The 23108-nt window shown below is 65.4% G+C and carries 22 protein-coding genes; 12 read left to right on the forward strand and 10 right to left on the reverse strand.

Annotated features, from left to right (window positions below):
• The first annotated feature begins 99 nt into the window (after nt 1-99).
• The 3 genes from BHK69_RS08400 to BHK69_RS08410 are packed head-to-tail and all read left to right on the forward strand — an operon-like array spanning nt 100 to nt 2635.
• A complete protein-coding gene (locus tag BHK69_RS08400) occupies nt 100-1125 on the forward strand; it encodes an ABC transporter substrate-binding protein (RefSeq protein WP_069689696.1) in 1026 nt (341 codons plus the stop codon).
• 5 nt (nt 1126-1130) lie between these two features.
• A complete protein-coding gene (locus tag BHK69_RS08405; protein WP_069689697.1) occupies nt 1131-1883 on the forward strand; it encodes an ABC transporter permease in 753 nt (250 codons plus the stop codon).
• A complete protein-coding gene (locus BHK69_RS08410; protein ID WP_083269202.1) occupies nt 1871-2635 on the forward strand; it encodes an ABC transporter ATP-binding protein in 765 nt (254 codons plus the stop codon). Before BHK69_RS08405 ends, BHK69_RS08410 begins: the two co-directional genes overlap by 13 nt.
• 134 nt (nt 2636-2769) lie before the next feature.
• On the opposite strand, the gene BHK69_RS08415 is transcribed toward BHK69_RS08410, so the two are convergent.
• The gene (locus BHK69_RS08415) at nt 2770-3621 is read right to left on the reverse strand and encodes an SDR family NAD(P)-dependent oxidoreductase (RefSeq protein WP_069689699.1); all 852 of its coding nucleotides are present in this window, start codon (nt 3619-3621) and stop codon (nt 2770-2772) included.
• A 209-nt stretch (nt 3622-3830) separates the two neighbouring features.
• Here BHK69_RS08415 and BHK69_RS08420 point away from each other — a divergent pair, with 209 nt between their 5' ends.
• Nucleotides 3831-6011: a protein-disulfide reductase DsbD family protein gene (locus BHK69_RS08420; RefSeq protein ID WP_069689700.1), complete on the forward strand. Its 2181-nt coding sequence runs from the start codon at nt 3831-3833 to the stop codon at nt 6009-6011.
• Between the two features lie 193 nt (nt 6012-6204).
• Nucleotides 6205-6846, forward strand: coding sequence for a thioredoxin family protein (locus BHK69_RS08425; protein WP_069689701.1), 642 nt, complete (start codon nt 6205-6207; stop codon nt 6844-6846).
• Between the two features lie 218 nt (nt 6847-7064).
• Here BHK69_RS08425 and BHK69_RS08430 read toward each other — a convergent pair whose 3' ends face one another.
• The 5 genes from BHK69_RS08430 to ugpB all read right to left on the reverse strand — a co-directional run bounded on the left by BHK69_RS08430 (nt 7065) and on the right by ugpB (nt 11989).
• A complete protein-coding gene (locus BHK69_RS08430) occupies nt 7065-8144 on the reverse strand; it encodes a sn-glycerol-3-phosphate import ATP-binding protein UgpC (RefSeq protein ID WP_069689702.1) in 1080 nt (359 codons plus the stop codon).
• 83 nt (nt 8145-8227) lie between these two features.
• Entirely contained in the window at nt 8228-9076 is an 849-nt protein-coding gene (gene ugpE, locus BHK69_RS08435) for a sn-glycerol-3-phosphate ABC transporter permease UgpE (protein WP_069689703.1), read from the reverse strand.
• Between the two features lie 36 nt (nt 9077-9112).
• Complete coding sequence (locus BHK69_RS08440) at nt 9113-9556, reverse strand: hypothetical protein (protein WP_148663354.1); 444 nt, start codon at nt 9554-9556, stop codon at nt 9113-9115.
• A gap of 113 nt (nt 9557-9669) precedes the next feature.
• On the reverse strand, nt 9670-10551 hold the full coding sequence (ugpA, locus tag BHK69_RS08445; RefSeq protein WP_069689705.1) for a sn-glycerol-3-phosphate ABC transporter permease UgpA: 882 nt from the start codon (nt 10549-10551) through the stop codon (nt 9670-9672).
• A 115-nt stretch (nt 10552-10666) separates the two neighbouring features.
• Nucleotides 10667-11989: a sn-glycerol-3-phosphate ABC transporter substrate-binding protein UgpB gene (gene ugpB, locus BHK69_RS08450; protein WP_069689706.1), complete on the reverse strand. Its 1323-nt coding sequence runs from the start codon at nt 11987-11989 to the stop codon at nt 10667-10669.
• 313 nt (nt 11990-12302) lie between these two features.
• Here ugpB and BHK69_RS08455 point away from each other — a divergent pair, with 313 nt between their 5' ends.
• The 4 genes from BHK69_RS08455 (at nt 12303) to BHK69_RS08470 (ending at nt 17441) form a co-directional block, all read left to right on the forward strand.
• On the forward strand, nt 12303-13478 hold the full coding sequence (locus BHK69_RS08455) for a fumarylacetoacetate hydrolase family protein (RefSeq protein ID WP_069689707.1): 1176 nt from the start codon (nt 12303-12305) through the stop codon (nt 13476-13478).
• The gene (locus BHK69_RS08460) at nt 13475-14425 is read left to right on the forward strand and encodes a carbohydrate kinase family protein (protein WP_069689708.1); all 951 of its coding nucleotides are present in this window, start codon (nt 13475-13477) and stop codon (nt 14423-14425) included. The genes BHK69_RS08455 and BHK69_RS08460 overlap by 4 nt, the downstream gene beginning before the upstream one ends.
• Nucleotides 14426-14528: 103 nt before the next feature.
• A complete protein-coding gene (locus BHK69_RS08465; protein WP_069689709.1) occupies nt 14529-15539 on the forward strand; it encodes a proline racemase family protein in 1011 nt (336 codons plus the stop codon).
• Nucleotides 15540-15746: 207 nt separating this feature from the next.
• Nucleotides 15747-17441 (forward strand): hypothetical protein, encoded by a 1695-nt coding sequence (locus tag BHK69_RS08470; RefSeq protein WP_069689710.1) that lies wholly within the window; start codon nt 15747-15749, stop codon nt 17439-17441.
• A 4-nt stretch (nt 17442-17445) separates the two neighbouring features.
• On the opposite strand, the gene BHK69_RS08475 is transcribed toward BHK69_RS08470, so the two are convergent.
• On the reverse strand, nt 17446-18348 hold the full coding sequence (locus tag BHK69_RS08475) for a methylated-DNA--[protein]-cysteine S-methyltransferase (RefSeq protein WP_069693486.1): 903 nt from the start codon (nt 18346-18348) through the stop codon (nt 17446-17448).
• A 361-nt stretch (nt 18349-18709) separates the two neighbouring features.
• Between BHK69_RS08475 and BHK69_RS08480 the strand changes: the two genes are divergently transcribed.
• Nucleotides 18710-19627: an alpha/beta fold hydrolase gene (locus tag BHK69_RS08480; protein ID WP_069689711.1), complete on the forward strand. Its 918-nt coding sequence runs from the start codon at nt 18710-18712 to the stop codon at nt 19625-19627.
• Between the two features lie 319 nt (nt 19628-19946).
• Nucleotides 19947-20606: an SDR family oxidoreductase gene (locus BHK69_RS08485; RefSeq protein ID WP_069689712.1), complete on the forward strand. Its 660-nt coding sequence runs from the start codon at nt 19947-19949 to the stop codon at nt 20604-20606.
• Between the two features lie 67 nt (nt 20607-20673).
• Here BHK69_RS08485 and BHK69_RS08490 read toward each other — a convergent pair whose 3' ends face one another.
• Together BHK69_RS08490 and BHK69_RS08495 are read right to left on the reverse strand one after the other, a co-directional pair.
• Nucleotides 20674-21210, reverse strand: a complete 537-nt coding sequence (locus tag BHK69_RS08490) for a hypothetical protein (protein WP_148663355.1) — start codon at nt 21208-21210, stop codon at nt 20674-20676.
• 62 nt (nt 21211-21272) lie between these two features.
• Entirely contained in the window at nt 21273-21812 is a 540-nt protein-coding gene (locus BHK69_RS08495; RefSeq protein ID WP_069689714.1) for a DUF2244 domain-containing protein, read from the reverse strand.
• A gap of 20 nt (nt 21813-21832) precedes the next feature.
• Between BHK69_RS08495 and nth the strand changes: the two genes are divergently transcribed.
• On the forward strand, nt 21833-22534 hold the full coding sequence (gene nth / locus BHK69_RS08500; RefSeq protein ID WP_069689715.1) for an endonuclease III: 702 nt from the start codon (nt 21833-21835) through the stop codon (nt 22532-22534).
• Between the two features lie 68 nt (nt 22535-22602).
• On the opposite strand, the gene BHK69_RS08505 is transcribed toward nth, so the two are convergent.
• Complete coding sequence (locus BHK69_RS08505) at nt 22603-22965, reverse strand: SPW repeat protein (protein WP_069689716.1); 363 nt, start codon at nt 22963-22965, stop codon at nt 22603-22605.
• Nucleotides 22966-23108 lie beyond the last annotated feature (143 nt).

Here is a 23108-nt window from a genome sequence, read left to right on the forward strand (position 1 = left end):
ATCTTTTTAAGGCTTCAAACTTGTTTTCAGATAGAAAATCCTTTTCTCAATCTGTCAATGGGTGCATTTCCCGCCCCGTTCTCACGAAGGATTTGATCGATGGATCGCCGCCAGTTCCTGCTCGCCGGTTCCGCGCTTCTCGCCGCCGCACCCATCGCCGGTGCGCGCGCCCAGGACGCTGTCACCGCCCGCATCGGCTATATCCCGGTCATCGGCACGGCTCCGGTCTTCGTCGCCAATGGCGAGGGCTGGCTCAAGCAGGCCGGCCTCAATGCGAGCTTCACGGTGTTCGAATCCGGCCCGAACATGATCCAGGCCTTCGCCTCGGGCACGATCGATTTCTATGTCGCCGGCATCGCGCCGCTGGCGGTGGCGCGCTCGCGCGGCGTCGATGTCCGCGTCGTGGCTGCCACGGCGGTGGCCGAGAACGTCTTCGTCGCCGCGCCGTCCCTGACGAAGTTCTTCACGCCGGGCACCACGGCGGCGGCCGCCTTCAAGGCCTACAAGGCCGCGACCGGCAAGGCCGCGCGCCTCGCCACCCAGCCGGCGGGCTCCGTGCCCAACACCACGCTGCAATACTGGCTCTGGGAGGTCGCCAAGGCCGACAAGGCCGATGTCGAGGTCGTACCGATGGGCATCGACGCGACCCAGCAGGCGGTGCTGGCGGCGGCTGTCGAGGGTGCGATCGTGCGCGAGCCGGCGCTGACCATCATCCAGACCCGCAACCCCGGCATCAGGCTGATCGCGGGCGGGCAGGAGCTCTTCCCCGGCCAGCCCGGCACGGTGGTGGCGGGCTCGGGCGCCTTCGTCACCAAGAACCCGGAGGTCGTGCAGAAGCTGGTCAACAGCCTGGTGCGAGCCGCCGATCTGATCGCCAAGAACCCCGACAAGGCCGCGCCCCATGTCGGGGCCGCGCTCGGCAAGGGCATCGTCGATCCCGAATTGATCCGCAAGGCGCTGACCTCGCCGGCGAGCACCTTCGAGATCGATCCGCGCAAGATCATCGAGCCGTCCCGCGTCATGCAGGCCTATCAGGTCAAGCTCGGTTCGCTCGATAAGGAATTGCCGTTCGACGGCCTGTTCGAGACGCAGTATTACGAGCGCGCGATCAAGACGGGCGGCTGACATCCTTGCAATCCCTTCGGGCTCCGGCCCTAGCCCTCGCGGGCCTCGTCGCCTTCCTGCTGTTCTGGGAGGCGATCCCCTTCTTCGGCCTCGTGAACCCGGCCTTCCTGCCGGGCCCGAGCGCCTTGCCGAAGGCGTTTTGGCGTGAGGTCACCTCGGGCGCCTGGATTGCCGCGATCCTCGGTTCGCTCGGCCATTACTTCACCGGCCTGATCACCGGCTCGGTGCTGGGCGCGGCGCTTGGCGTGCTCGTCGGCATGTCGCGCATCGCTGAAGAAGCCACGGCCTGGGTGGTGCGCCTGCTGCGGCCTATTCCCGGCCTCGCCTGGGTGCCCTTTGCCATCATCTGGTTTGGCGTGAACCCGTCGGCCGCGGTGTTCATCATCGCGATCGGCGTGTTCTGGATCGTCTTCTTCGCCGCCCAGGGCGCTGTCCGCGGCGTCGATCGCGATCTGATCGAGGTCGCCGACGCCTTCGGCTTCCGCACGAGCTGGCAGCGCCTGACCAAGATCCTGCTGCCGGCTGCCATGCCCGGCATTCTGATCGGCGTGCGCACGGCGCTGGGCCAGGCCTGGATGGCGGTCGTCGCGGCCGAGATTTTTGGCGTCGCCGGCGTCGGCCAGCGCATGATGCAGGCCTCCAGCCTGCTCGCGACCGATATCGTGGTGATCTACATGCTGACCATGGCGGGGCTCTACGGCTTCCTCGACACCCTCTTCGTCGCCTTCCAGAAATGGGTGCTGCGATGGAAAGCGTGATCGACATCAAGGCCCTCTCGCTGACCTTCACCCGCGATGGCGAGGCGACGGAGGTGCTGCACAAGCTTGATCTTTCGGTCGCGCGCGGCGAGTTCCTGGCGATCGTCGGCCCGTCCGGCGTCGGCAAGTCGACGCTGCTGCGCGTCATCGCGGGCCTCGCCAGGCCCAGTGGCGGCGAAGTCGTGATCAATGCCGCAGATGACACCCGCCGGCCGGTCGCACTCGTCTTCCAGGATTCGCGCCTGCTGCCCTGGCGCAAGGTTGCCTCGAATGTCGGCTTCGGGCTCGAAGGACAGGTCTCGCGTCACGAGCGACAGGCCAAGGCGCAGGAGATGCTCGATCTCGTGGGCTTGAGTTCGCTGGCGAACCGCTGGCCGCACCAGCTCTCCGGCGGCCAGCGCCAGCGCGTCTCGCTGGCCCGCGCGCTCGCGGTCGAGCCCGAGATCCTGCTGATGGACGAGCCGTTTTCGGCGCTCGACGCATTGACCCGCGAAAGCCTGCAGGACGAACTGATCCGCGTCTGGCAGCGCACCGGCAAAACCGTGCTCTTCGTCACCCACGACATCGACGAGGCGGCTTATCTTGCCGACCGCGTCGTCATCCTCTCCGGCGCGCCGGGCCAGATCATCGCCGAGCACAGGATCAGCGCGCCCCGTCCCCGCAAGCGCGGCGAGGCGGCCGAAGCCGAGATCGTGCGCGCGGTGCGATTGGGCCTGGGCGCGGATACGGTGATGGACGGGGCAGCGATCTGAACGCTTCGTCGTCATTGCGAGCACCCGGGTCTTGCCTTCGGCAAGCCCGAGTACAGGCTCAGCGAAGCAATCCAGGGAGACGTAGAGCGAGCCCTCCTGGATTGCTTCGCTACGCTCGCAATGACGGGGAGGTCTCACTCCCCCTCGACATGCGCCTTGAACGCCTCGGCAAAGCCAGGGTGCCAGCGCGAGAGCGGGGGACGGTTCTCGATGATGTCGCCGATCGCCCAGGCCATGCGCTTCTCGTCGAGGGCGCGCGGCGTCTCGTTGTCGGGGCAGAGGATATAAAAGTCGCCCGCGCCCAGTCGCTCCAGCATGAAGTCCATCGTCTGCTCCGGCGTCCAGGCCCCGGCTGGTTGCTCGAGGCGCCCCTTGGCCGTGAGCGGCGTGTAGACGAAGCCGGGAATGAGGAGATGGGCGCTGACCTTGCAGCCTGCCGTCCCGCGTAAGTCATGCTGCAAGGCCTCGGTAAAGGCTTTCACGCCGGCTTTCGAGACGTTGTAGGCGGGGTCGCCGGGTGGCGTGGTGATGCCCTGCTTCGAGCCGGTGTTGATGATCAGGCCCGGCGCGCCGCCAGCGATCATGTCGGGCGCGAAGATCTGCGTGCCGTTGACGATGCCGCCGAGATTGACGGCGAGAATCCGTTCCCAGGTCTCGGTCGGTCCGAACATCGCGCTGCCCGGCTGGATGCCGGCATTGTTCATCAGCACATGGACGGTGCCGAAGCGGGCGCTCACCTGCTCGTGCAGGGCCTGAACCGCTTCGCGCCGCGCCACATCGGTCGGCACAGCCAGCACGTTCTCCTCGCCGACGAGCGTCGCCAGCACCTGCCCGGCGGCCTTGAGCCCTTCCGCGTCGCGGTCGGCGATGGCGACCTTCATGCCCAGCCCCGCGAAGGCGCGGGCGGCGGCGAAGCCGATGCCCGAGGCGGCTCCCGTGACCACGGCGACATGAGAAGGGGCGATGGCGGCAGGCAGTGTGGCCATGATCAGCTTTCAACATTCCGGAGTGTCTGGCGCGCAAATAAAGCAGCGCAGGCGGCGACATCATGGCGCGGTGCGCTGTTTCCGTCCTTGCTTGAGAATGACGACCTCTTTCCAGACGACCTCTTGCCGGCATCACTGGCTTGTCATTGGCTCTATCAGGCAAAGTCGGGCATCTGGAGGGGGAATTGAACGGGATGACGACCTAGCCCATGGCTCAGACCTCTCGACAAGGCTTCCCGCGCCAAGGCTTCCTGCACAAGGCCGTGCTGGCCTTCGCGCTGATCGCGCCGGCGCTCGCCATCGCGGCGGAATCGGCTGCAGTCAGCTCGCCGCGCGTCACGGCGACTTTGCTGTCGAGCCGCGATGCCGTCCAGCCGGGCGAGCGCTTCCAGGTCGCGCTCGTCCAGAAGATCGCCAGGGGCTGGCACACCTATTGGCAAAACCCCGGCGATTCCGGCGAGGCGACGCGCATCGACTGGGCTCTGCCGGCGGGCATGACGGCGAGCGATATCCGCTGGCCCGCGCCCAAGGCGCTCCCGGTCGAGCCGCTGGTCAATTTCGGCTTCGAGGGCACGCTGCTGTTGCCGGTCGAGATCACTGTGCCCGAGAGCGCCAAGCCCGGCGAGAGGGTGACGCTGAAGGCTAATGCGACCTGGCTTGTCTGCGAGAAGATCTGCATTCCCGAGGAGGGCGCCTTCACGCTCGACCTGCCGGTCGAGGCCGCGGCGATCGTCGATGAGAACGCCCAGTCGCGCATCGATGCGACGCTTGCTGCCTTGCCGCAGCCCGCCGGTTTCAAGGCGAAGCTGACGAGCGATGGCGACCGGCTTGCACTCTCGCTGCCGGGCCTGAGCGCGCAGGCGAGCGAGATCCGCTTCTTTCCGCTCTCCGACACGCTGATCGAGCATGCCGCGCCGCAGCCCGCCACGCCCGCCGCCGATGGCGTCAGCCTGCAGCTCGCCCGCTCCAGCGCGTTCAAGCTTGAGAATGCGGAACTCTCCGGCGTCGTCACCTTCAAGGAAGGTGGCCTGCCGCGTTCGCTTGCGGTGACAGTCGAAGCCGAGCCCGCTTTGCTGACCGCCGCAACGGGGGCAAGCGCTGCGCCGCGCCCGGCCGTGGTGAGACTGCCGCTTCCGGTCGAGGGCGCCGACCTGACGCTCTGGGCTGCGCTCGCCTTCGCCTTTGCGGGCGGCTTGATTCTCAACCTGATGCCTTGCGTGCTGCCGGTGCTGTTCATCAAGGCGCTCGGCTTTGCGCAATTGGCGCGGGCGCATCGCGACGAGGTTCGCGAGCAGGGCATGCTCTTCCTCGGCGGCGTGGTCGTGACCTTCATGATCCTGGCCGGCATCGTCGTCGGCTTCGCGGCGCTCGGCTCCAGCATCGGCTGGGGGTTCCAACTGCAATCACCGCCTCTGGTCATCGCGCTTGCCGTCATCATGACATTGATCGGCTTCAACCTGCTGGGCGCCTTCGAGGTCGGAACCTCCGCTGGCGGCGTGGGCCAGGACCTCGCCAGCCGGGGCGGCCGCCTGGGCGCTTTCATGACCGGCGCGCTTGCCGTCGTGGTCGCGACGCCCTGCACAGCCCCCTTCATGGGCGCGGCGGTGGGCTATGCGGTGACACAGCCGCCTGCCATGGGCCTCGCCGTCTTCCTGGCGCTGGCGCTCGGCTTCGCTTTGCCGGTCCTGGCGCTCTCCTTCGCGCCCGGCCTGTTGCGCCTGCTGCCCAAGCCCGGCCGCTGGATGGTGATCCTGAAACAGGCCTTCGCCTTCCCGATGTTCGCGACCGCGATCTGGCTGGTCTGGGTCGCCTCGGTGCAGGCCGGCCCCGGTGGCGTTTTGGCCGCGCTGGTCGCGGTGCTGGCCGCGGGCTTCATCGTCTGGCTCGTTGGCGTCACGCGCGGCACCGGCCGGCTGCGCCTGGCCGCTTCGGGGCTCGCCGCGCTGGTCGCACTTGGCGCCGGCTGGTTCGTGCTGCAGAGCGCCGTGCCCAGCGCGACCAGCGAGGCGCGCGCCGGCGATATCCAGGCCTGGACACCGGAGCGCGTCGCAGGCCTGCAGGCCGAGGGCAAACCCGTCTTCGTCAATTTCACCGCCGCCTGGTGCATCACCTGCCTGGCGAATGAGCGCGTCGCGCTCTCGCGGCAGGAGGTCAAGGACGCCTTCGCCGAACTGAAGGTCGCCTCCCTCAAGGCCGACTGGACCAACCGCAATTCCGCGATCGCCCAGGCGCTGGCCGAGCAGGGCCGCGCCGGTGTGCCGCTCTATCTGTTCTATCCCGGCAAGAAGGATGCGCAGCCCGAGATCCTGCCGCAATTGCTGACGCCCGACATGCTGGTCACGGCCGCCCGTCGGGCCGCCGGCAAGGAGATCAAGACCGCCTCCCGCTGACTAGAGGCTGCTATGAACCAGCGGTACGATTTGACGCTGGCGATTTTGCGCGATTGCGGCGTCGTTCTTCGTAGCAAACCGGAAGGTTTGCGTCCTCGAACTCCTGGCATTCGCGCAAAATCGCCAGCGTCAAATCGTACCGCTGGTTCATAGCAGCCTCTAAGGTCCCAACCCCTGAAGACGGAGACACTCCATGAAAGCCAGCCTGACCCGACAGAGTTTCATCGCCGGCCTCGCTCTTGCCGGCCTTTCGCTGAGCGCAGGCTCCGTCCTGGCGCAGGGTGCCGCGAAGATCGGCCAGCCCGCACCTGCCTTCCAGGCCGTCGACGCCGACGGCAAGACGCGCAATCTCTCGGAATTCGCCGGCAAGACCGTGATCCTGGAATGGACCAATGCAGACTGCCCCTATGTCAGGAAGCACTACAACAGCGCCACCATGCAGACGCTGCAGAAGGATATGGCCAAGGAGGGCATCGTCTGGCTCTCGGTCGTGTCCTCGCCGGTCGGCGAGCAGGGTTATGTCGAAGGCTCTGCGGCCAAGGAACTGACGGCGAAGCGCGATGCCGCGCCGGCCGCCGTGCTGCTCGACCCCAACAGCAAGGTGGCGCGCGCTTATGGAGCGACGACGACGCCGCATATGTACATCGTCGATCCCAAGGGCACGCTCGCCTATATGGGCGCGATCGACGACAAGCCCTCCTCGAATCCGGCGAGCCTCAACGGCGCCAAGAGCTATGTCCGGCAGGCCGTGGCCGAGCTGAAGGCCGGCAAGCCGATCAGCGAGGCGGCTACCAAATCTTATGGCTGTGCGGTGAAATACGCGCCACTGAGCTAAGAGAACCTTCCCTCTTCCCTTCTCCTCCCTTCTCCCCTCGCGGGAGAAGGTGGCCCGGAGGGCCGGATGAGGGGGCGCCGTGCCCTATCCGGTTAGCGTCGTGTTCGGCCAGACGGAAGGGCTCACGGCGCCCCCTCATCCGTCAGCGCTGCGCGCTGCCACCTTCCCCCGCCAGGGGGGAAGGGAAGAACCCACCCAAATCCCCGTCGGCGCGTGCGTTACACCCGCCCCAGCCGGCCACCTGTCTGCACGTCGAAGACATGCACCCGGTCCGGATTGACTGTGATCCAGAGCCGGCCGGCCTGGGCCGAAATCGCATCGGTTGCCGCCTGCATCACGAAAGGCAGGCCGGCGAGCTTGCCGTGGAAGAGCTGCGTCGCCCCTAACTCCTCGATGAACTCGACATCGAAGGGCAATGAGCCGGCTTCGCCCTCCGAGGCGATCTCGATATCCTCGGGCCGCAGGCCGACTTCGACGGGAGAGCCGGCCGCCAGATCCTCGCGCAGGTCGCGCGCCTCGAGGATTGCTTCGCCGAGCGCGACGATGCCGGGCCCGTCGATCGTTCCAGGCAGGATGTTCATCGGCGGCGAGCCGATGAAGGTCGCGACGAATTTGCTCGCGGGCTTCTTGTAGACCTCGGCCGGCAGGCCGATCTGCTCGACCTGGCCGCCATTCATCACCACGAGCTTGTCCGAGAGCGTCATCGCCTCGACCTGGTCATGGGTGACGTAGATCGCGGTGACGCCGAGCGCACGCTGCAGCTTCTTGATCTCGACGCGCATCTGCACGCGCAATTTGGCGTCGAGATTGGAGAGCGGCTCGTCGAACAGGAAGACCTGCGGCTTGCGCACGATGGCGCGCCCCATGGCGACGCGCTGGCGCTGGCCGCCCGAGAGCTGCTTGGGTCGCCGCTCGAGCAGCGCCTCGATTGCGAGGATGCGCGCGGCCTCCTTCACACGGGCGTCGATCTCGTCCTTGGGTGTGCCGAGATTGCGCAGGCCATAGGCCATGTTGTCGTAGACACTCATATGCGGATAGAGCGCGTAGTTCTGGAACACCATGGCGATGTCGCGCTCGGCGGGGCCGATCTGGTTGACGACGCGATTGCCGATGGTGACCTCGCCCGACGAGATCGTCTCCAGCCCCGCAACCATGCGCAGCAAGGTGGACTTGCCGCAGCCGGACGGGCCGACGAGCACGCAGAAACCGCCATCGGGGATGTCGAAGGACACGCCCTTTACGGCTTCGACTCCGCCGAAATAGACTTTTTTGACGTTGGTGAGCGTGACTTGAGCCATGGGGTTCCCGGGCGAATAGCGAGTGGCGAATGCGAGTGGAGAGCAGGAACGGCCAGTCGCCATTCGCTACTTGCCATTCGCCTCTATTTTTCCGTCTCCACCAGGCCCTTCACGAAGAGCCTCTGCATCAGGATGACGACGAGCACCGGCGGCAGCATCGCCAGCATGGCGGTGGCCATGGCGAGCTGCCATTCGGTGAGCGCGTCGGAGGTGACGATCATTTTCTTGATGCCGATGACGATGGTTTGCATCGAGTCCTTCGTCGTCACCAGGAGCGGCCAGAGATACTGGTTCCAGCCATAGATGAACTGGATCACGAACAAAGCCGCGATCGTCGTCATCGAGAGCGGGATCACCGTGTCCTTGAAGAAGCGGAATGGCCCGGCATTGTCGATCCGGGAGGCTTCGAGCAATTCGTCGGGGATCGTCATGAAGAATTGACGGAACAGCAATGTGCCGGTGGCCGAGGCGATCAATGGCACGGCGAGGCCCTGATAGCTGTCGAGCATGTTGAGGTCGGAGACGACCTTGAAGGTCGGGAAGATGCGCACCTCGACCGGCAGCATCAGCGTGATGAAGATGATCCAGAACGCCGCCATCCGGAACGGGAAGCGGTAATAGACGATGGCATAGGCCGAGAGCACCGAGATGAAGATCTTTCCCAGCGCGATCGCCATCGCCATGATGAAGGAGTTCAGCATCATCCCGGCGACCGGCTCGCGCGTCGTGCCCGAGGTGCCGATGAACAGGATGCGGTGGTAGTTCTCCAGGAAATACGGTCCCGGCCAGAGCGGCAGCTTGCCGTTGATGATGGTCGAGGCGTCCCAGGTCGAGGCGACGAAGGTCAGCCAGACCGGGAAGGCGACGATCAGAACCCCGATCGTCAGGATGACATAGGCGATCGCATCGCCCAGGCGGCGGTCTTCGACCATCAATATTCGCCTCTTTCGGTGAAGCCGATCACGCGCTTAGCTCCGTGGTTTCGTCATGGTGGCAAAAAACAGCTCGAGCAGCGGCGGCGCGGCCTCCTCCGTCGCGCGGATCTCCTTGCCCTCATCCAGCACCGAGAAATGGTCGTAGACATAATGCCATTTCGGCGCCTGCCCGGCCTGTTCCGGTGCGGGCGGCGTGAGCTCATAGGCCTTCGTCGACAGCCGCCATCGCTTCGAGCCCTCTCCGACGGGGTGAAACTGCAGGAAGAGCCGCAGCGCCTGTGGCCAGACGAAGGAGGGTGCTGCGCTGTTTGGCCCCACGGAAAGACCGGCCTCCGCCGCGCTGACCGCGATGAGTTTGATCGAGGCGGCCGCGGCTTGCCGTTCGGCTTCCCGGGCGGCGACGCCGCATGCTGTCGCGCCCCATTCCTGGCGCGAGGGCATGCAGAAAAGGACAATGCCGGGCCAGGCGTCGATCATGCGAGCAGGCGATGCAGGCGTGGTCTGAAGGGCCTGCGCATGAGCAGCCACGATCAGGGCTGCCGATGCCGACATAAGCCCGACGGACACAAGCCATGCGAGGCGCCGGCGCATCAATAGCTCACCTTGCGCTCGATGAAGCGGAACTGGATCGCCGTCATACCGATCACCATGATCAGCAGGACGACCGATTGCGCCGCCGAGCCGCCCAGATTCGAGCCACCCTTGCCGTCGGAATAGACCTTGTAGACCAAGGTCTCGGTCGCCCCCGAAGGGCCGCCGCCGGAGATGGTGTCGATGATGCCGAAGGTGTCGAAGAAGACGTAGACGATGTTGACGGTGAGCAGGAAGAAGGTCGTCGGCGAGAGCAGCGGGAAGATGATCGTCCAGAAGCGGCGCATCGGCTTGGCCCCGTCGATCACAGCCGCCTCGATCACGCTTTTGGGGATCGATTGCAGGCCGGCGAGGAAGAACAGGAAATTGTAGCTGATCTGCTTCCAGGTCGCGGCCAGGATCACCAGCGTCATCGCGTCATTGCCGTTGAGGCGCGGGTTCCAGGCTATGCTGAGACTGTTGAGGCCTCGCGCCAGCATGCCCAGCGAGGGATCGAACATGAAGATCCAGAGCACGCCGGCCACCGCCGGCGCGACTGCATAGGGCCAGATCAGCAATGTCTTGTAGATCTCGGCGCCCCTGATCTGCCGGTCGGCCATCACGGCGAAGAGCAGCGCGATCGACAGCGAGAGCACACAGACGAAGGAGGAGAAGATCGCGGTGTTGATCAGCGCCTTGTAGTAGCCGGGATCGGCGAACAGATCGCGATAGTTCTCGAACCAGACGAATTCGGTCGAGGTGCCGAAGGCGTCCTGCAGCAGGAAGCTCTGCCAGACCGCCTGGCTCGCCGGCCAGTAGAAGAACAGCACGGTGATCACCAGCTGCGGCGCGAGCAGCAGGACCGGGATCGTCAGGCCGCTGAAATAGGCGTTCTTGGTCATGGGCGAATGGTGGGTTGGGGGAAGAAGCGAATGGCGAATGGCGAGTGGCGAATGGGATGAGAGGGCATCGTTCCTCGTCTACTCGCCATTCGCCATCTCGCCATGCGTCTCATGGTCAACGCGACGCGGTGCGCTCGAACTGGCGCAGCATCTGGTTGCCGCGCTCGACGGCTGCATCCAGCGCCGCCTTCGGCGTCTTCTGCCCGTTCAGCGCCGCTTCGATCTCCTCCGACCAGATGTCGCGGATCTGGACCAGGCTGCCGAAGCGCAGGCCGCGCGAATTCTCGGTCGGCTCCTTGTTGGTCAGCTCCAGGATCGGCGTCTCGAGATAGGGCTTGTCCTTGTAGAAGCCGGACGCCTTGACCTTCTCATAGGCCGCCTTGGTGATCGGCAGATAGCCGGACTCGGTATGCAGCTTCACCTGGCGGTCGACGTCAGACAGGAAGGTGAAGAACTTGGCGACGCCCTTGTATTCGTCGGCCTTCTTGCCGCCCATCACCCACAGCGAGGCGCCGCCGATGATCGAGTTCTGCGGCGCGCCGGTGGCTTCGGGGTAATACGGCATCGGCGCATTGGCCCAGTCGAACTTGGCGTTCGCCTTGACGTTGCCGAAGAAGCCCGAGGAGGTCAGCATGATCGGGCATTCGCCCGAGGTGAAGCGGCCCTCGCCATTATTGGTGCGGCCGGAATAATCGTAGGTCTTGTCCTTCTGCAGCTCGACCAGATTGGTCAGGTGCTTGACGAAGAGCGGGCTGTTGAAGTTCAGCACGGCGTCGAAGCCGTCGAGCCCGTTCCCCTTGGTCGCGATCGGGATATTGTGCCAGGCACCGAACTGCTCGATGTTGGCCCAGGTCGCCCAGGCATTGGTGAAGCCGCATTTATCGAAGCCGGCGGCCTTCAGTTTCTTGCCGGCCTCGAACACCTCGGGCCAGGTCTTGGGCGGCGCGTCGGGGTTCAGGCCCGCCTTCTTGAAGGCGTCCTTGTTGTACCACATCACCATCGAGGACGAGTTGAACGGCATCGAGAGCATGTCGCCCTTGGCCGTGGAATAATAGCCGGTGATCGCAGGCAGATAGGCCTTCGGATCGAATGTTTCGCCGGCTTCCTTCATCAACTCGAAGACGGGCTTGATCGCGCCCTTGGCCGACATCATCGTGCCGGTGCCGACTTCGAAGACTTGCAGGATATGCGGCGCGGTGCCGGCGCGGAAGGCGGCAATGCCGGCATTCAGCGTGTCGGGATAGGAGCCCTTATAGGCGGGGACGATCTTGTAGTCCTTCTGCGAGGCGTTGAAATCCTCGGCGAGCTTCACCACGACGTCGTTATTGGCGCCGGTCAGCGCATGCCACCACTGGATCTCGGTCTGCGCCAGGGCAGGAGCTGCGCCCGCGAGCACGAAAGCGGCGGCCGAGATCAGGATCGTCGATTTCACTGTCATTGATGTCGTCTCCCTTATCCACCCTTGCGCACGGCATGGCGGCTCTTGTCGTTGGTGCGCAAGCTAGCATGAAGCGCAGGTGACGTTTCAACGACAAAAGGATGACGCTCGCCAAGGGGCAGCTCGGCGGTTTCCCCAGTCTTGATCGCTCGAAATCTTGCAGGCGCAGCATCCTGGGGATGAGAACCGAGGCGGCAGCAAGGGCCCAGAGTCCATGACAGCCTCTAGGCCCATGCGCCGGGCGGGGCTTGCGCAAATGGCTGGAAGCGGCTGTTCTCCGCACCCCACTCCGCCGTGCCGATGGAACATCACGATGACGCTCGCCTTGACGCCCGAAAACACTTTGCCGGCGGACGCCGCAGCCGCGGCGCTTGCAGGCCGCGCCTGGTTGCCGGATGTCGCCGGGCCCGCCGTCGTGGTCTTGCGGGAGGGGCAGCTCGTCGATGTCACGCGCACCTTCCCGACCATGCGCGATCTCTGCGAGGCGCCCGACCCAGCCGCTGCATTGAAGGCTGCGAAGGGGGAGGCGATCGGCTCGCTTGCCGAGATTCTGGCGAACACGCCGATCGATGCGCGCAACCCGTCAAAGCCCTGGCTGCTCTCGCCGCTCGACCTTCAGGCCGTGAAGGCGGCCGGCGTCACCTTCGCGGTCTCGATGCTGGAGCGCGTGATCGAGGAGAAGGCGCGCGGCAACCCGGCCGCTGCGGTGGCTATCCGTGAGGAGATAGGCAAGCTCATCGGCGACGATCTCTCCAAGCTCAAGCCCGGCTCGCCCGAGGCGATGCATCTCAAGGAGGTTCTGATCGAGCAGGGCGCCTGGAGCCAGTATCTCGAGGTCGGCATCGGGCCTGACGCCGAGATTTTCACCAAGGCACCGCCGATGTCCTCGGTCGGCACCGGCTTTGACGCCGGCCTCCATCCCGCCTCGACCTGGAACAACCCCGAGCCGGAGATCGTGCTGATCGTTGCCTCGACCGGCGCGATCGTCGGCGCGACGCTCGGCAACGACGTCAATCTGCGCGATGTCGAGGGCCGCTCGGCGCTGCTGCTCGGCAAGGCCAAGGACAACAATGCGGCAGCGGCGGTGGGTCCCTTCATCCGCCTCTTCGACGCCGGTTTCTCGCTCGATCATGTCCGCAGGACCACCGTCTCGCTGACGGTCAAGGGCGAGGACGGCTTCACGCTGGAAGGCTCGTCCTCGATCGCCAAAATCAGCCGCGATCCGGCCGATCTCGCCAAGCAGATGCTCGGGCCGCACCACCAGTATCCGGATGGGGCTGCGCTCTATCTCGGCACCATGTTCGCGCCGATCAAGGATCGCGACACGGTCGGCGGCGGCTTCACCCATAAATACGGCGACATCGTCACCATCGCCGCCCCCGAGCTTGGCGCGCTGGTCAACCGTATGCGCCGTACCGATGAGTGCGAACCCTGGACCTTCGGTGCCTCGCATCTGATGCGCAGCCTGGCCAAGCGCGGGCTGCTGTGACGCAAGGGACGATCCTCGTCACCGGCGAGGCGATAGGCGACTTCATCCCGCGCGACGGCGAGGGCAGGCATTACGAGGCGGTGCTCGGGGGCTCCGGCTTCAACGCTGCGCTGGCGCTCGCCCGCTTCGGCGCGAGCGTCGCTTATGCCGGAGCGCTCTCGACCGATGCGCTTGGCCGGCGCTTTCGCACGGCCCTTGCCACCGAGGGCATCGATGCCGGCCTGGTTCATGACAGCGCTCGTCCCAGCGCCATCGCGGTCGTCGCTCCGCTCGGGCCCGGAGGCGTGCCTGAATTCGGGCTTTATCTCGACGGCACGGCTCATGCCGAGCCGGAGGGGACGCCGCGCTCCTGTCCTCCTGGCGTCGTCCACCTCCACGCCACCTCCTTCGGCGCGACGGTCGGCCCGTCCGGCGAGGCGACGCTGGCGCTGATCGAGAGCGCGAAGGCGCAGGGCGCGAGCATCAGCTACGACGTCAACATTCGCGCCTCGGTGCTGCCCGAGCGGGCGCTCGCGACAGCGTTGATCGAGCAGCGCATCGCGCTCGCAGACATCGTCAAGGTCAGTCTGGACGACCTCGCCTGGCTGCACCCGGACTGGTCGGCCGAGACGGTCGTGGCGCATTGGCACGGACTTGGCGCGAGCAGATTTGGCGCGACATGCGTGCTGGTGACGCGTGGTGTGCAGGGCGCGTCCTGCCACGGTGCCGATGGCCTGATCGAGAGTGCCGCGCCGTCCGTGGTGGTGACTGATACGGTCGGAGCCGGTGACACCTTCATCGGCGGCGTTCTGTCCGTATTGGCAGGGCGCGGTCTGCTCGGGCAAAACCTTGCATTGGCGACACGCAGCGATCTGCAAGCCGCGCTGGCTTTCGCCTGCGATGTTGCCGCCGATAGCTGTACGCGCCCTGGATGCGATCCGCCTCGCCGGAGTGCCGTCGAGGTATGATTGAATTTGCCGTCATTGCGAGCGGAGCGAAGCAATCCAGGAGGGCTCGCGCTACGTCTCCTAGATTGCTTCGCTACGCTCGCAATGACGTTGGAGAAAAGCAATGCGCCTGAGCTATCTCGACTACCACACCTGCGGCGAGCCCGTTCGCATCGTCACCGCTGGCTATCCTGAGCTCACGGGCGCCACCATCCTCGACAAGCGCAGGCAAGCCCGCGAGCAGCACGACCATCTGCGGCGCGCGATGATGCTGGAGCCGCGCGGCCATGCCGGCATGTATGGTGTCATCCCGGTCAAGGCGTCGCATCACGATGCCGCCTTCGGCGTGTTGTTCACGCATAATGAAGGCTATTCGACCATGTGCGGCCACGCGACCATTGCGCTCGGCCGCTATGCGATCGAGCACGGGCTGGTGCCGGCGGTCGAGCCGGTCACGCGCTTCGCCATCGAGGCGCCTTGCGGGCTGGTCAGGCTTGCCTGCGAGGTCAACAGCGGGAAGCTCGGCACCGTGACCTTCGAGAGCGTGCCGGCCTTCGTCCAGGTTCGGGATCGGGTCGTCGATGTGCCGGGCCTGGGGCCGATCACCACCGACATCGCCTATGGCGGCGCCTTCTACTGCATCCTGCCGGCCTCCCGCCTCGGGCTCGACCTGTTCGAGACGCCGGTCGCGCGGATCGTCGAGGCGGCCGGCGCGCTCACAGACGCTGTCCGCGCCGGGCCAGCGATCACTCACCCGACCGAGCCCGATCTCGGCTTTCTCTACGGCACGATCGTCACCGACGAGGCGGGGCGCGACGAGACGAGCTTCAATCTCTGCGTCTTCGCCGAGCGCCAGATCGACCGCTCGCCGACAGGCTCCGGCGTCACCGCCAGGATGGCGCTGGACCATGCCAAGGGCCTGATTGGTCCCAGTCGGACCCGGCTTTTCCGCAGCATCACCGGTGGCGCGTTCTCGGGGCGCGTTCTCGGCCATGCCGATTATCCGGCTCCCGGCGCTGTGACGGTCGCGGTCGGAGGAACCGGTCATTTCGCCGGCGAGGGCGTCTTCACCATTGAGGCCGACGATCCGCTGGGCTGGGGTTTCGAGCTCCCGGCGCGCTTCGCGGAAATCTAGAGCGTTTTCGAACGAAGTGGGTGCCGGTTCGCGTGAAGAAAACGCGTTGAGACAAAAAACCAGAGCAATCGAACGATCCGGATGGATCGGAGGTTGCTCTGGCACGCGGCGATTGAGGGCAGGGAATTTGACCGTTCTTTGAGGGAAGGAAGCCTTCGAGTAAGGTTTCTCTGGCAGTCTTCCGCAGCTTTGCAGCGGGAGAGGGCGATGACATCGGGCCTTGTGACGGCGGAAGACAGACAGAAAGCCCTGCCGCGTCTGCTTGGCGCGCCGGTTTTCTGGCTTGCAGTCTTCCTCCTGCTGGTTCTGTGCGGTCTTGCCTTGCCGCTGCGCCTGCCGCTCGGCGCGAATTACTGGGACACTGACGTCTATCTCGACGCGATCCATCGCATCCGCCTCGGGCAGGTGCCGAGCAACGACTTCTTCGCGCCGGTCGGCCCGCTCGGTTATTATCTCGCGGCCGGGCTTGCTGCTCTGTTTGCCCAGGCGCAGCCGATGCTGCTGGTCAACTGGGCGCTGCTGCCGATCGCGCTGCCCGTGCTCGCCGCCCTCGTCATCGATGTCCAGCGGCGCTCGCGGAGCCAGGCGCTGGCGCTCGTCCTGCCTTTCCTGATCTTTGCGCTGCTGCCGATCAATCTGCATAGCCTCTATCCCGCGCCGGGCTTCGACGGCTTCGGCCATTACAACCGCCATATCGCCTTGCTGCTCTATCTGCTGGTGGCGACGCTGCTCTTCGTTGGGCATCGCAGGCTCCTGACCGGCCTCGTCGCGGTGCTGATGCTGACGCTGTTCCTGGTCAAGATCACAGGCGCTGTCGCTGGCGCGCTGCTGGTTGGCTACGCGCTTATCGCCGGCCGCCTGCGCCTGCGCGAGGCCCTGCTCGCTGCTGTGGCGGTCCTTGTCGCGCTCGGCCTGCTCGATCTCGCGACCGGGATCGTGCGCGCCTATCTGCGCGACATTCTGATCTTGATCTCGCTCAACACCGGCACCTTGCTGCCGCGCTTCCTCACCGTCGCCTCGGTGAAGTTCAATGTCGTTGGGCCCTCCCTGGCGCTGATCGGCGCGCTTGCCGTCGCGGCCTGGCGCGACGGGGTGCGACCGACAGTCGCCGGAGCATGCGCGGTCGTCGCCTCGCCGCTCGGCTGGTTCATGGCCGTCTTCGCGGCGCTGGCCTTCTTCGAAACGCAGAATACCGGCTCGCTCGAATTCTTCGGGCTCTGGCCGGTGCTGCTGCTGGTGCTGCTGCAATGGCGGGCGCGCCAGGGCGACGTGCTCAGGCCGATTGTGCTGGTCCTGGCGCTCGCGGTCACGCTGCCCAGCCTGGTGATCGTCGTCGAGCGCGCAGCCCGTGCGCTGCTGGGGGCGCCCGGCTATGTCGCGCTTGCCGTGCCCGATCTCGGACCGCTCGGCCGCGTCAGCCTGAAGTCCGAATATCTCGCGCGCGGCACTGACATGCTGGAGCACTATGCGGCCCATCAGCAGACCTATCGCGACCTGACGCTCCGGGGCGTCCTGCCCGCCTCGATCCTCTTTTCGGAGATCGACTACCAGGCGACCTGGCTGATGGAGGTCCAGCAGGCGGTCTCGGCCATTCGCGCCTGGGAGGCCAATAATAGCCGCCGGCTCGAGGGCATCTTCACGCTCGATTTCGCCGACCCGGTCAATCACCTGCTCGGCCGCGCCGCCCCGCGGCATGTTCCGATCGGCATCGATCCGGGCCGCTCCAACCCGGCCGTTACGCCGGCGACGCTGGAGGCTTTGCGGGCGACGGACGCGATCCTCGCGCCGAAATGCCCGCCGACGCCAGCGCGTGTGGCGATCGCGACGCATTTCGCTGCGGCGCTGGAGGGGCGCAAGCTTGTGGCGCTCGCGCCCTGCTGGGACATGTATTTGAGGCCGTAGCGGTTCAGCCCGCCACGCCTGCCGTCTGCCCGGCTTCCCAGCCCAGGATGGCGCGCTTGCGCGTCAGACCCCAGTGATAGCCCGTCAGCGCGCCGGATTTTCCGATCACGCGATGGCAGGGCACGACGAAGGAGATCGGGTTCTTGCCGACCGCCATGCCGACGGCGCGCGCGGCGCTCGGTTTGCCGATATGGCTTGCGACATCGCCATAGGTGGTGGCGCAGCCGACCGGAATCCTGAGCAGGGTCTCCCAGACCCGGACCTCGAAATCCGTGCCGATCAGCACGACGCGCAGCGGCGTCTCGGCCGACCAGGCGGCGGGATCGAAGATGCGCGCCGCATAGGGTTTCGTCGCCATGGGATCGTAATGGTAGTCGGCATGGGGCCAGCGCCGCATCATGTCCGCCAGCGCCTCGGCCCGTCCGCCGACGACCTTGCCGCCATCGACTGAAGTCGAGACCCAGCCGAGCCCCGCCAATCCGCGATCGGTCGCGACGATCAGCGCTTCGCCGAAGGGCGAGGCATGGAAGCCATAGGACAATCGCAAGCCGCCGCCGCCGGCCTTCCATTCGCCCGGCGACATCGCCTCATGGGTGACGAAGAGATCGTGCAGCCGCCCGGGCCCCGACAGCCCGACCTCGTAGGCGGTGTCGAGGATGCTGGCGGAGGCGCCCAGCAGGCCCTTGGCATGGTCGAGTGTGATCGCCTGCAGGAAGGCCTTGGGGGTGAGCCCGCACCAGCGCCGGAAGAGATGGTGGACATCGGTCGGCGTCGCGCCGGCTGCTTCCGAGATCGCCTCGATCGTCGGCTGCTCGCGCCATGTCTCGGTGATGAAGGCCAGGATCCGGCGCACCGTGTCGTAATCGGAACCGGGCGCGGTCGAGGGGAAATCGGCCCCGGCCGGCATGGCCTCAGTGGCGCGCGCCAGCACGGCGTTGGTGAAGCGTGTCGGGGTCATCGCACCGAGCTTCTGGATATGAGCGGTCATGGGATCAACCTCGCATCGAATGTCATGCTGCGAAACTAGGGATGCAAGGGGACGGACTCCACCCGAAAGCTGGCAAGTCGCATGCGGGGAATGGCTGAGGCGATGGTCGGGCCCGCTTCGGCTTCCGCGATGAAGGCCGCGTCTCCGTCACATGTCATCATCATGCGCCAATCCGAAGCCAGCTCGCTTATTCCACGTCTATACCTGACGATGCGGCAGGGGCATTGTCCTGGCGAGCCGTTTTGAGCGTCCGCTCGCGCAGCCATTGGAAGGAATCGACATGTTTCGCATTCTGGCCGCCATGGTCGGCATCGTTCTGCTGGCAATGCCGGCATCGGCGCAGGTCGCTCCCTTCCCCGCGGCTTTCCGCACCCAGCAGATCGCGACCAACGGCACCACCATCCATGTCCGTATCGGTGGCAAGGGCCCGGCGGTGGTCCTGTTGCACGGCTATGGCGAGACCGGCGATATGTGGGCGCCATTGGCGGCCGATCTCGTCCGCGACCACACCGTCATCGTTCCCGACCTGCGTGGCATGGGCCTCTCGTCCAAGCCCAAGGGCGGTTTCGACAAGAAGACACAGGGCGGCGACGTTGCCGGGGTTCTCGACGCGCTCAAGATCGAGAAGACGGGTCTGGTCACCCACGACATCGGCAATATGGTCGGCTACGCCTTCGCCGCCCTGCACCGCGACCGCGTGACGAAGTTCGTCTTGATCGACGCGCCCTTGCCGGGTGTCGGCCCCTGGGAAGAGATCCTCAAGAACCCGCTGCTCTGGCATTTCCGCTTCGGTGGGCCTGATATGGAGCGGCTCGTCGCCGGCCGCGAGCGCATCTATCTCGACCGGTTCTGGAACGAGTTCTCCGCTACGCCGAGCCGCTTCACCGAAGCCTCGCGCCGGCACTATGCCGCGCTTTACGCCAAGCCGGGCGCGATGCATGCCGGCTTCGCGCAGTTTGCCGCCTTCGATCAGGATGCGATCGACAACAAGGCTTTCGTGGCAGCGGGCAAGCTGACCATGCCTGTGTTGGCGCTGGGCGGCGAAAAGTCCTTCGGGCTGACCATGGCCGAGGTGATGAAGTTCGCGGCCAGCGATGTTCGAGGCGCAATCGTCCCCGATTCCGGACACTGGATCATGGAGGAGAACCCGGCTGCGACCACCAAATTGGTTCGGACGTTCCTCGACACCAAGCCCTGACGGAGCAAGCCCTGACGGAGCTGGTTCAGAGCTCCTGGTGGATGGAATCTAACGCTTGGTACCCCCCACGACGTCCTTCCGACTCGTGGAAGGGCACCGCGGCCTTGCCCATCAGCAGACGTTTCGAGGTCGCAGGTGGGTGGCAAGTGGACATTCCGCAGCTAGTCGCCGGATGGTCCAGCTTCAACCCAAGCTATTGCTTGACTGTGTGGGATCGGCTCACTGATGAGATCAGGTTCTGGACTCGCGCCACAGAAATGGAACAGAGGGCCATACGAGGTATGGCACGGTTCCTCGGCCATCCAATCAGGAGAGCGCCATGCAAAAGGTTTTCGTTGTTGGCGCAGCGGGCAAGATCGGGCGTTCGCTGGCACGCCAGTTGAGCGAGCGCGGTCATCAAACAAGGGCGCTGTACCGCAAGCCGGGGCAAGCGGATGAACTCATGGCACTGGGCGCTACTCCGGTACTAGGGAGCCTTACGGAACTTGATGTGTCCCAATTAGCTCGGCTCATGGCTGATAGCGACGTGGTGGTTTTTTCTGCCGGAGCTGGCGGGAAGGGTGGCACGGAGATGACCAATGCAATCGACGGTCGTGGGTTGGAGTTGTCGGTGGCGTCTGCCCAAGAGGCCGGCATCAGGCGCTTTCTCCTAGTCTCGGCTTTCCCCGAAGCGTTCCGTGGCAAATACGTATCCGATACTTTCGAAAACTACATGGCTGTGAAGAAGCTGGCCGATGTCCATCTGGCGGAAACGGATATGGATTGGGTGATCCTCCGACCGGGGACATTGTTAAGCGACCCCGGCACCGGCATGGTGCGAGCGGGTTTGGCAATTCCCAATGGTGAGGTCACGCGAGACGACGTTGCGACGGCGCTCGTTGAGATTATCGAGAATCCGGCAGTCAACCGCATCATCATTGAGCTCACAAAGGGTGATGCGCCGGTCGGCCAAGCCATACAGCGGTTGGCACAATCATAATCGCATCGATCCTGGATGGTCAGCGACAGAACTCGTCTGTTCAGAGCGAAAAATTCGCGCGAGCCGTTCAGCGCGGCTTTAGCGCGGCGGCGAAAACCCGCAACCCCTCCCGCGTCAGGCGCTGGTTGTTGCGATACCATTCATCCTGTGTCGCGAAGACGGCCGAGGTCTCGTCCCAGCCGCTGCAGCTATGGTCCGACTGAGCAGCGAAGAAGCCAACGAATGCCTCCTCGCTTGGCCAGGACGTGATCGCATCGCCGGTATTATGGCCGCCGTCGAAGATATCGCAGAGCTTGACGCCGTCTTGAGTGCGGATCAGGCCCTGCCCGCAGAAATCGCGGTGGAACTCGCGCACCAGCCCCTCTCCGGGCGGGCATGTCATGAGCTTGCGCCAGACCATGCGCGGCAGTTCCGGCCCGAACGCCGTCCGGTCGAGCTGGTCGCGCAGCACCAGCCCGTAGGCGCGCACCCGCTCCTCGCCGCTCTGCCCTGGCGCATCCTCGTCGGCGTTGGGCATCCGCGCTCCCGATTTGCTGACGAGCAAAGTTGCGATCAATCCGACGATGATCGCAGCCGAAATCAGCGGAATGATGGTGGCGGCCAAGGCTCGCATCCGAAAGATTCACACCGGAAAAGCTGACATTTGACAGGCCTGACGCGGGTCTGTCAGGCCGCTCCGTAGTCCGGGCCGCGCCTCGCGCTCGCAAGTGCCACGCCCAGCGCGTCCGCAAAGCCCTCGCGCTCATGCGGCGAGAGTGCGGCGGCGACCGCGACGCTTTGCCCGCGCGAGACCAGGCTCAGCCGCAGCAGCCCATAATCCTCGTCCTCCTGGCGCTCGAGCTTGGTCCAGGCCGGGTTGAAGCGCCAGACCGCCTCGCGGCCATGATGCGAGACCTTGCGCAGCAGCACTTCGAGCGGCGTCACTACGACCCGCTCGAAGGCGCGCGCATGGCGGAAATTGACGTGGAAGGCGATGAACAAGGCCGCGACATCGAGGCCGAAGAAGCCCGCCACCGGCCAGGCGCCGAGCACGACGAAGGGGATCGAGGAGACCACGCTGGAGAGGCAGACCAGCGTCATCACGATGCGGAAGCCGTTCTGCCCCAGCGAGCGATGCGGCGTGATCGTCGCGTCGAAGACGGGGCGCTCGGCCGCCATGGCCGAGGCGTCGCCGGTCGCAGCTGAATCGGGCTTGCCGGGGTTCATGGTCCAATTATAACGCCTCGATGATGCAAGAGAACAGGCCCAAACGCCGCGCGCCCGCCGCTCCCGGGATCACGAAGCCGCGCGCGCGCAGCGCCGCCGGAATCCGCGAGATTTTCGAGCGTTTCCGCGCCGTCGAGCCTGAGCCCAAGGGTGAGCTCGAACACATCAACGCCTTCACTCTTCTGGTCGCCGTCGTGCTCTCGGCGCAGGCGACCGATGCAGGCGTCAACAAGGCGACGCGCAAGCTCTTCGCGCTCGCCGATACGCCGGAGACAATGCTGGCACTGGGCGAAAGCCAAGTGCGCGAGCTGGTCAAGACGATCGGCCTCTTCCGCACCAAGGCGAAGAACGTGATCGCGCTGAGCGAAAAGCTGATCGCCGAGTTCGGCAGCGAGGTGCCGGCCAACCGCGAGGCGCTGGAGACGCTGCCCGGCGTCGGCCGCAAGACGGCCAATGTCGTGCTCAACATGGCCTTCGGCGAGATCACCCACGCAGTCGATACCCATGTCTTCCGCGTCGCCAATCGTTTGCGCATCGCACCGGGCAAGAACGTGCTGCAGGTCGAACTGGGGTTGGAGAAAGCTGTGCCGCGGGAGTTCGGCCGGCATGCGCATCACTGGCTGATCCTGCATGGCCGCTACACCTGCAAGGCGCTCCGGCCCGAATGCGGCCGCTGCCTGCTCGTCGATCTCTGCGATTCCGCGGATAAGCGCGTGGCCTGACGGGTTGCGGACACGAAAAAAGCCCGTCGCCTCGCGGCGGCGGGCCATAGCGTCATGTCACGGCCCGATCAGGCCGTGGCGTGTGGCTCGTGCCGATAGTCCCAGACCGCCCAGGCCGATACCGCTGCCGTCAAGGCGCCGAGGATCATATGGGTCCAGAACGCGTTGAAGTTGCCGGTAAAGCCGAGCATCCAGGGGGCCGCCATCAGCCAAACGCCGAGCGCCAGGTTCACCCATTCCTCCCATTCGGCGAAGGCTGAAAGCGCCGCGAAGGCCACCAGGGCGAGCGCCACGGCGACGATCCAGGCGTTTCGGGTGGGCATAGCCTCGCCCACGAAGCCGAAAATCCAGGGAGAGATGAACAGGCACGCGGCCAGGATGAGGTTGCACAAGTCCTGCGGCCGTCTGCCGTCCGTATTCGCGGTCAACATGATCACCTCCTTGAGTGTCGATCATCCAAACCACCGCCCTCGCACATGGAGTGCTTGGTGCCTGTCAATATAATCCTGTGGAAACAGCCATTCAAGGGCAGGTTTCCCTAACGCACATGGCCGGCCAAAGGCCGGCCATGACT

The sequence above is a fragment of the Bosea vaviloviae genome (genome assembly GCF_001741865.1).
GTDB classification, from domain to species: Bacteria; Pseudomonadota; Alphaproteobacteria; order Rhizobiales; family Beijerinckiaceae; genus Allobosea; species Allobosea vaviloviae.

Coding starts and splice junctions, on each gene's coding strand:
- BHK69_RS08455 (WP_069689707.1), top strand. CDS start 12,303: ATGACGCTCGCCTTGACGCCCGAAAACACTTTGCCGGCGGACGCCGCA.
- BHK69_RS08400 (WP_069689696.1), top strand. CDS start 100: ATGGATCGCCGCCAGTTCCTGCTCGCCGGTTCCGCGCTTCTCGCCGCC.
- ugpA (WP_069689705.1), bottom strand. CDS start 10,551: ATGACCAAGAACGCCTATTTCAGCGGCCTGACGATCCCGGTCCTGCTG.
- BHK69_RS08505 (WP_069689716.1), bottom strand. CDS start 22,965: ATGTTGACCGCGAATACGGACGGCAGACGGCCGCAGGACTTGTGCAAC.
- BHK69_RS08495 (WP_069689714.1), bottom strand. CDS start 21,812: ATGAACCCCGGCAAGCCCGATTCAGCTGCGACCGGCGACGCCTCGGCC.
- BHK69_RS08475 (WP_069693486.1), bottom strand. CDS start 18,348: ATGCCGGCCGGGGCCGATTTCCCCTCGACCGCGCCCGGTTCCGATTAC.
- ugpB (WP_069689706.1), bottom strand. CDS start 11,989: ATGACAGTGAAATCGACGATCCTGATCTCGGCCGCCGCTTTCGTGCTC.
- BHK69_RS08480 (WP_069689711.1), top strand. CDS start 18,710: ATGTTTCGCATTCTGGCCGCCATGGTCGGCATCGTTCTGCTGGCAATG.
- BHK69_RS08485 (WP_069689712.1), top strand. CDS start 19,947: ATGCAAAAGGTTTTCGTTGTTGGCGCAGCGGGCAAGATCGGGCGTTCG.
- ugpE (WP_069689703.1), bottom strand. CDS start 9,076: ATGGTCGAAGACCGCCGCCTGGGCGATGCGATCGCCTATGTCATCCTG.
- BHK69_RS08425 (WP_069689701.1), top strand. CDS start 6,205: ATGAAAGCCAGCCTGACCCGACAGAGTTTCATCGCCGGCCTCGCTCTT.
- BHK69_RS08440 (WP_148663354.1), bottom strand. CDS start 9,556: ATGATCGACGCCTGGCCCGGCATTGTCCTTTTCTGCATGCCCTCGCGC.
- BHK69_RS08420 (WP_069689700.1), top strand. CDS start 3,831: ATGGCTCAGACCTCTCGACAAGGCTTCCCGCGCCAAGGCTTCCTGCAC.
- BHK69_RS08430 (WP_069689702.1), bottom strand. CDS start 8,144: ATGGCTCAAGTCACGCTCACCAACGTCAAAAAAGTCTATTTCGGCGGA.
- BHK69_RS08410 (WP_083269202.1), top strand. CDS start 1,871: ATGGAAAGCGTGATCGACATCAAGGCCCTCTCGCTGACCTTCACCCGC.
- nth (WP_069689715.1), top strand. CDS start 21,833: ATGATGCAAGAGAACAGGCCCAAACGCCGCGCGCCCGCCGCTCCCGGG.
- BHK69_RS08465 (WP_069689709.1), top strand. CDS start 14,529: ATGCGCCTGAGCTATCTCGACTACCACACCTGCGGCGAGCCCGTTCGC.
- BHK69_RS08415 (WP_069689699.1), bottom strand. CDS start 3,621: ATGGCCACACTGCCTGCCGCCATCGCCCCTTCTCATGTCGCCGTGGTC.
- BHK69_RS08470 (WP_069689710.1), top strand. CDS start 15,747: ATGACATCGGGCCTTGTGACGGCGGAAGACAGACAGAAAGCCCTGCCG.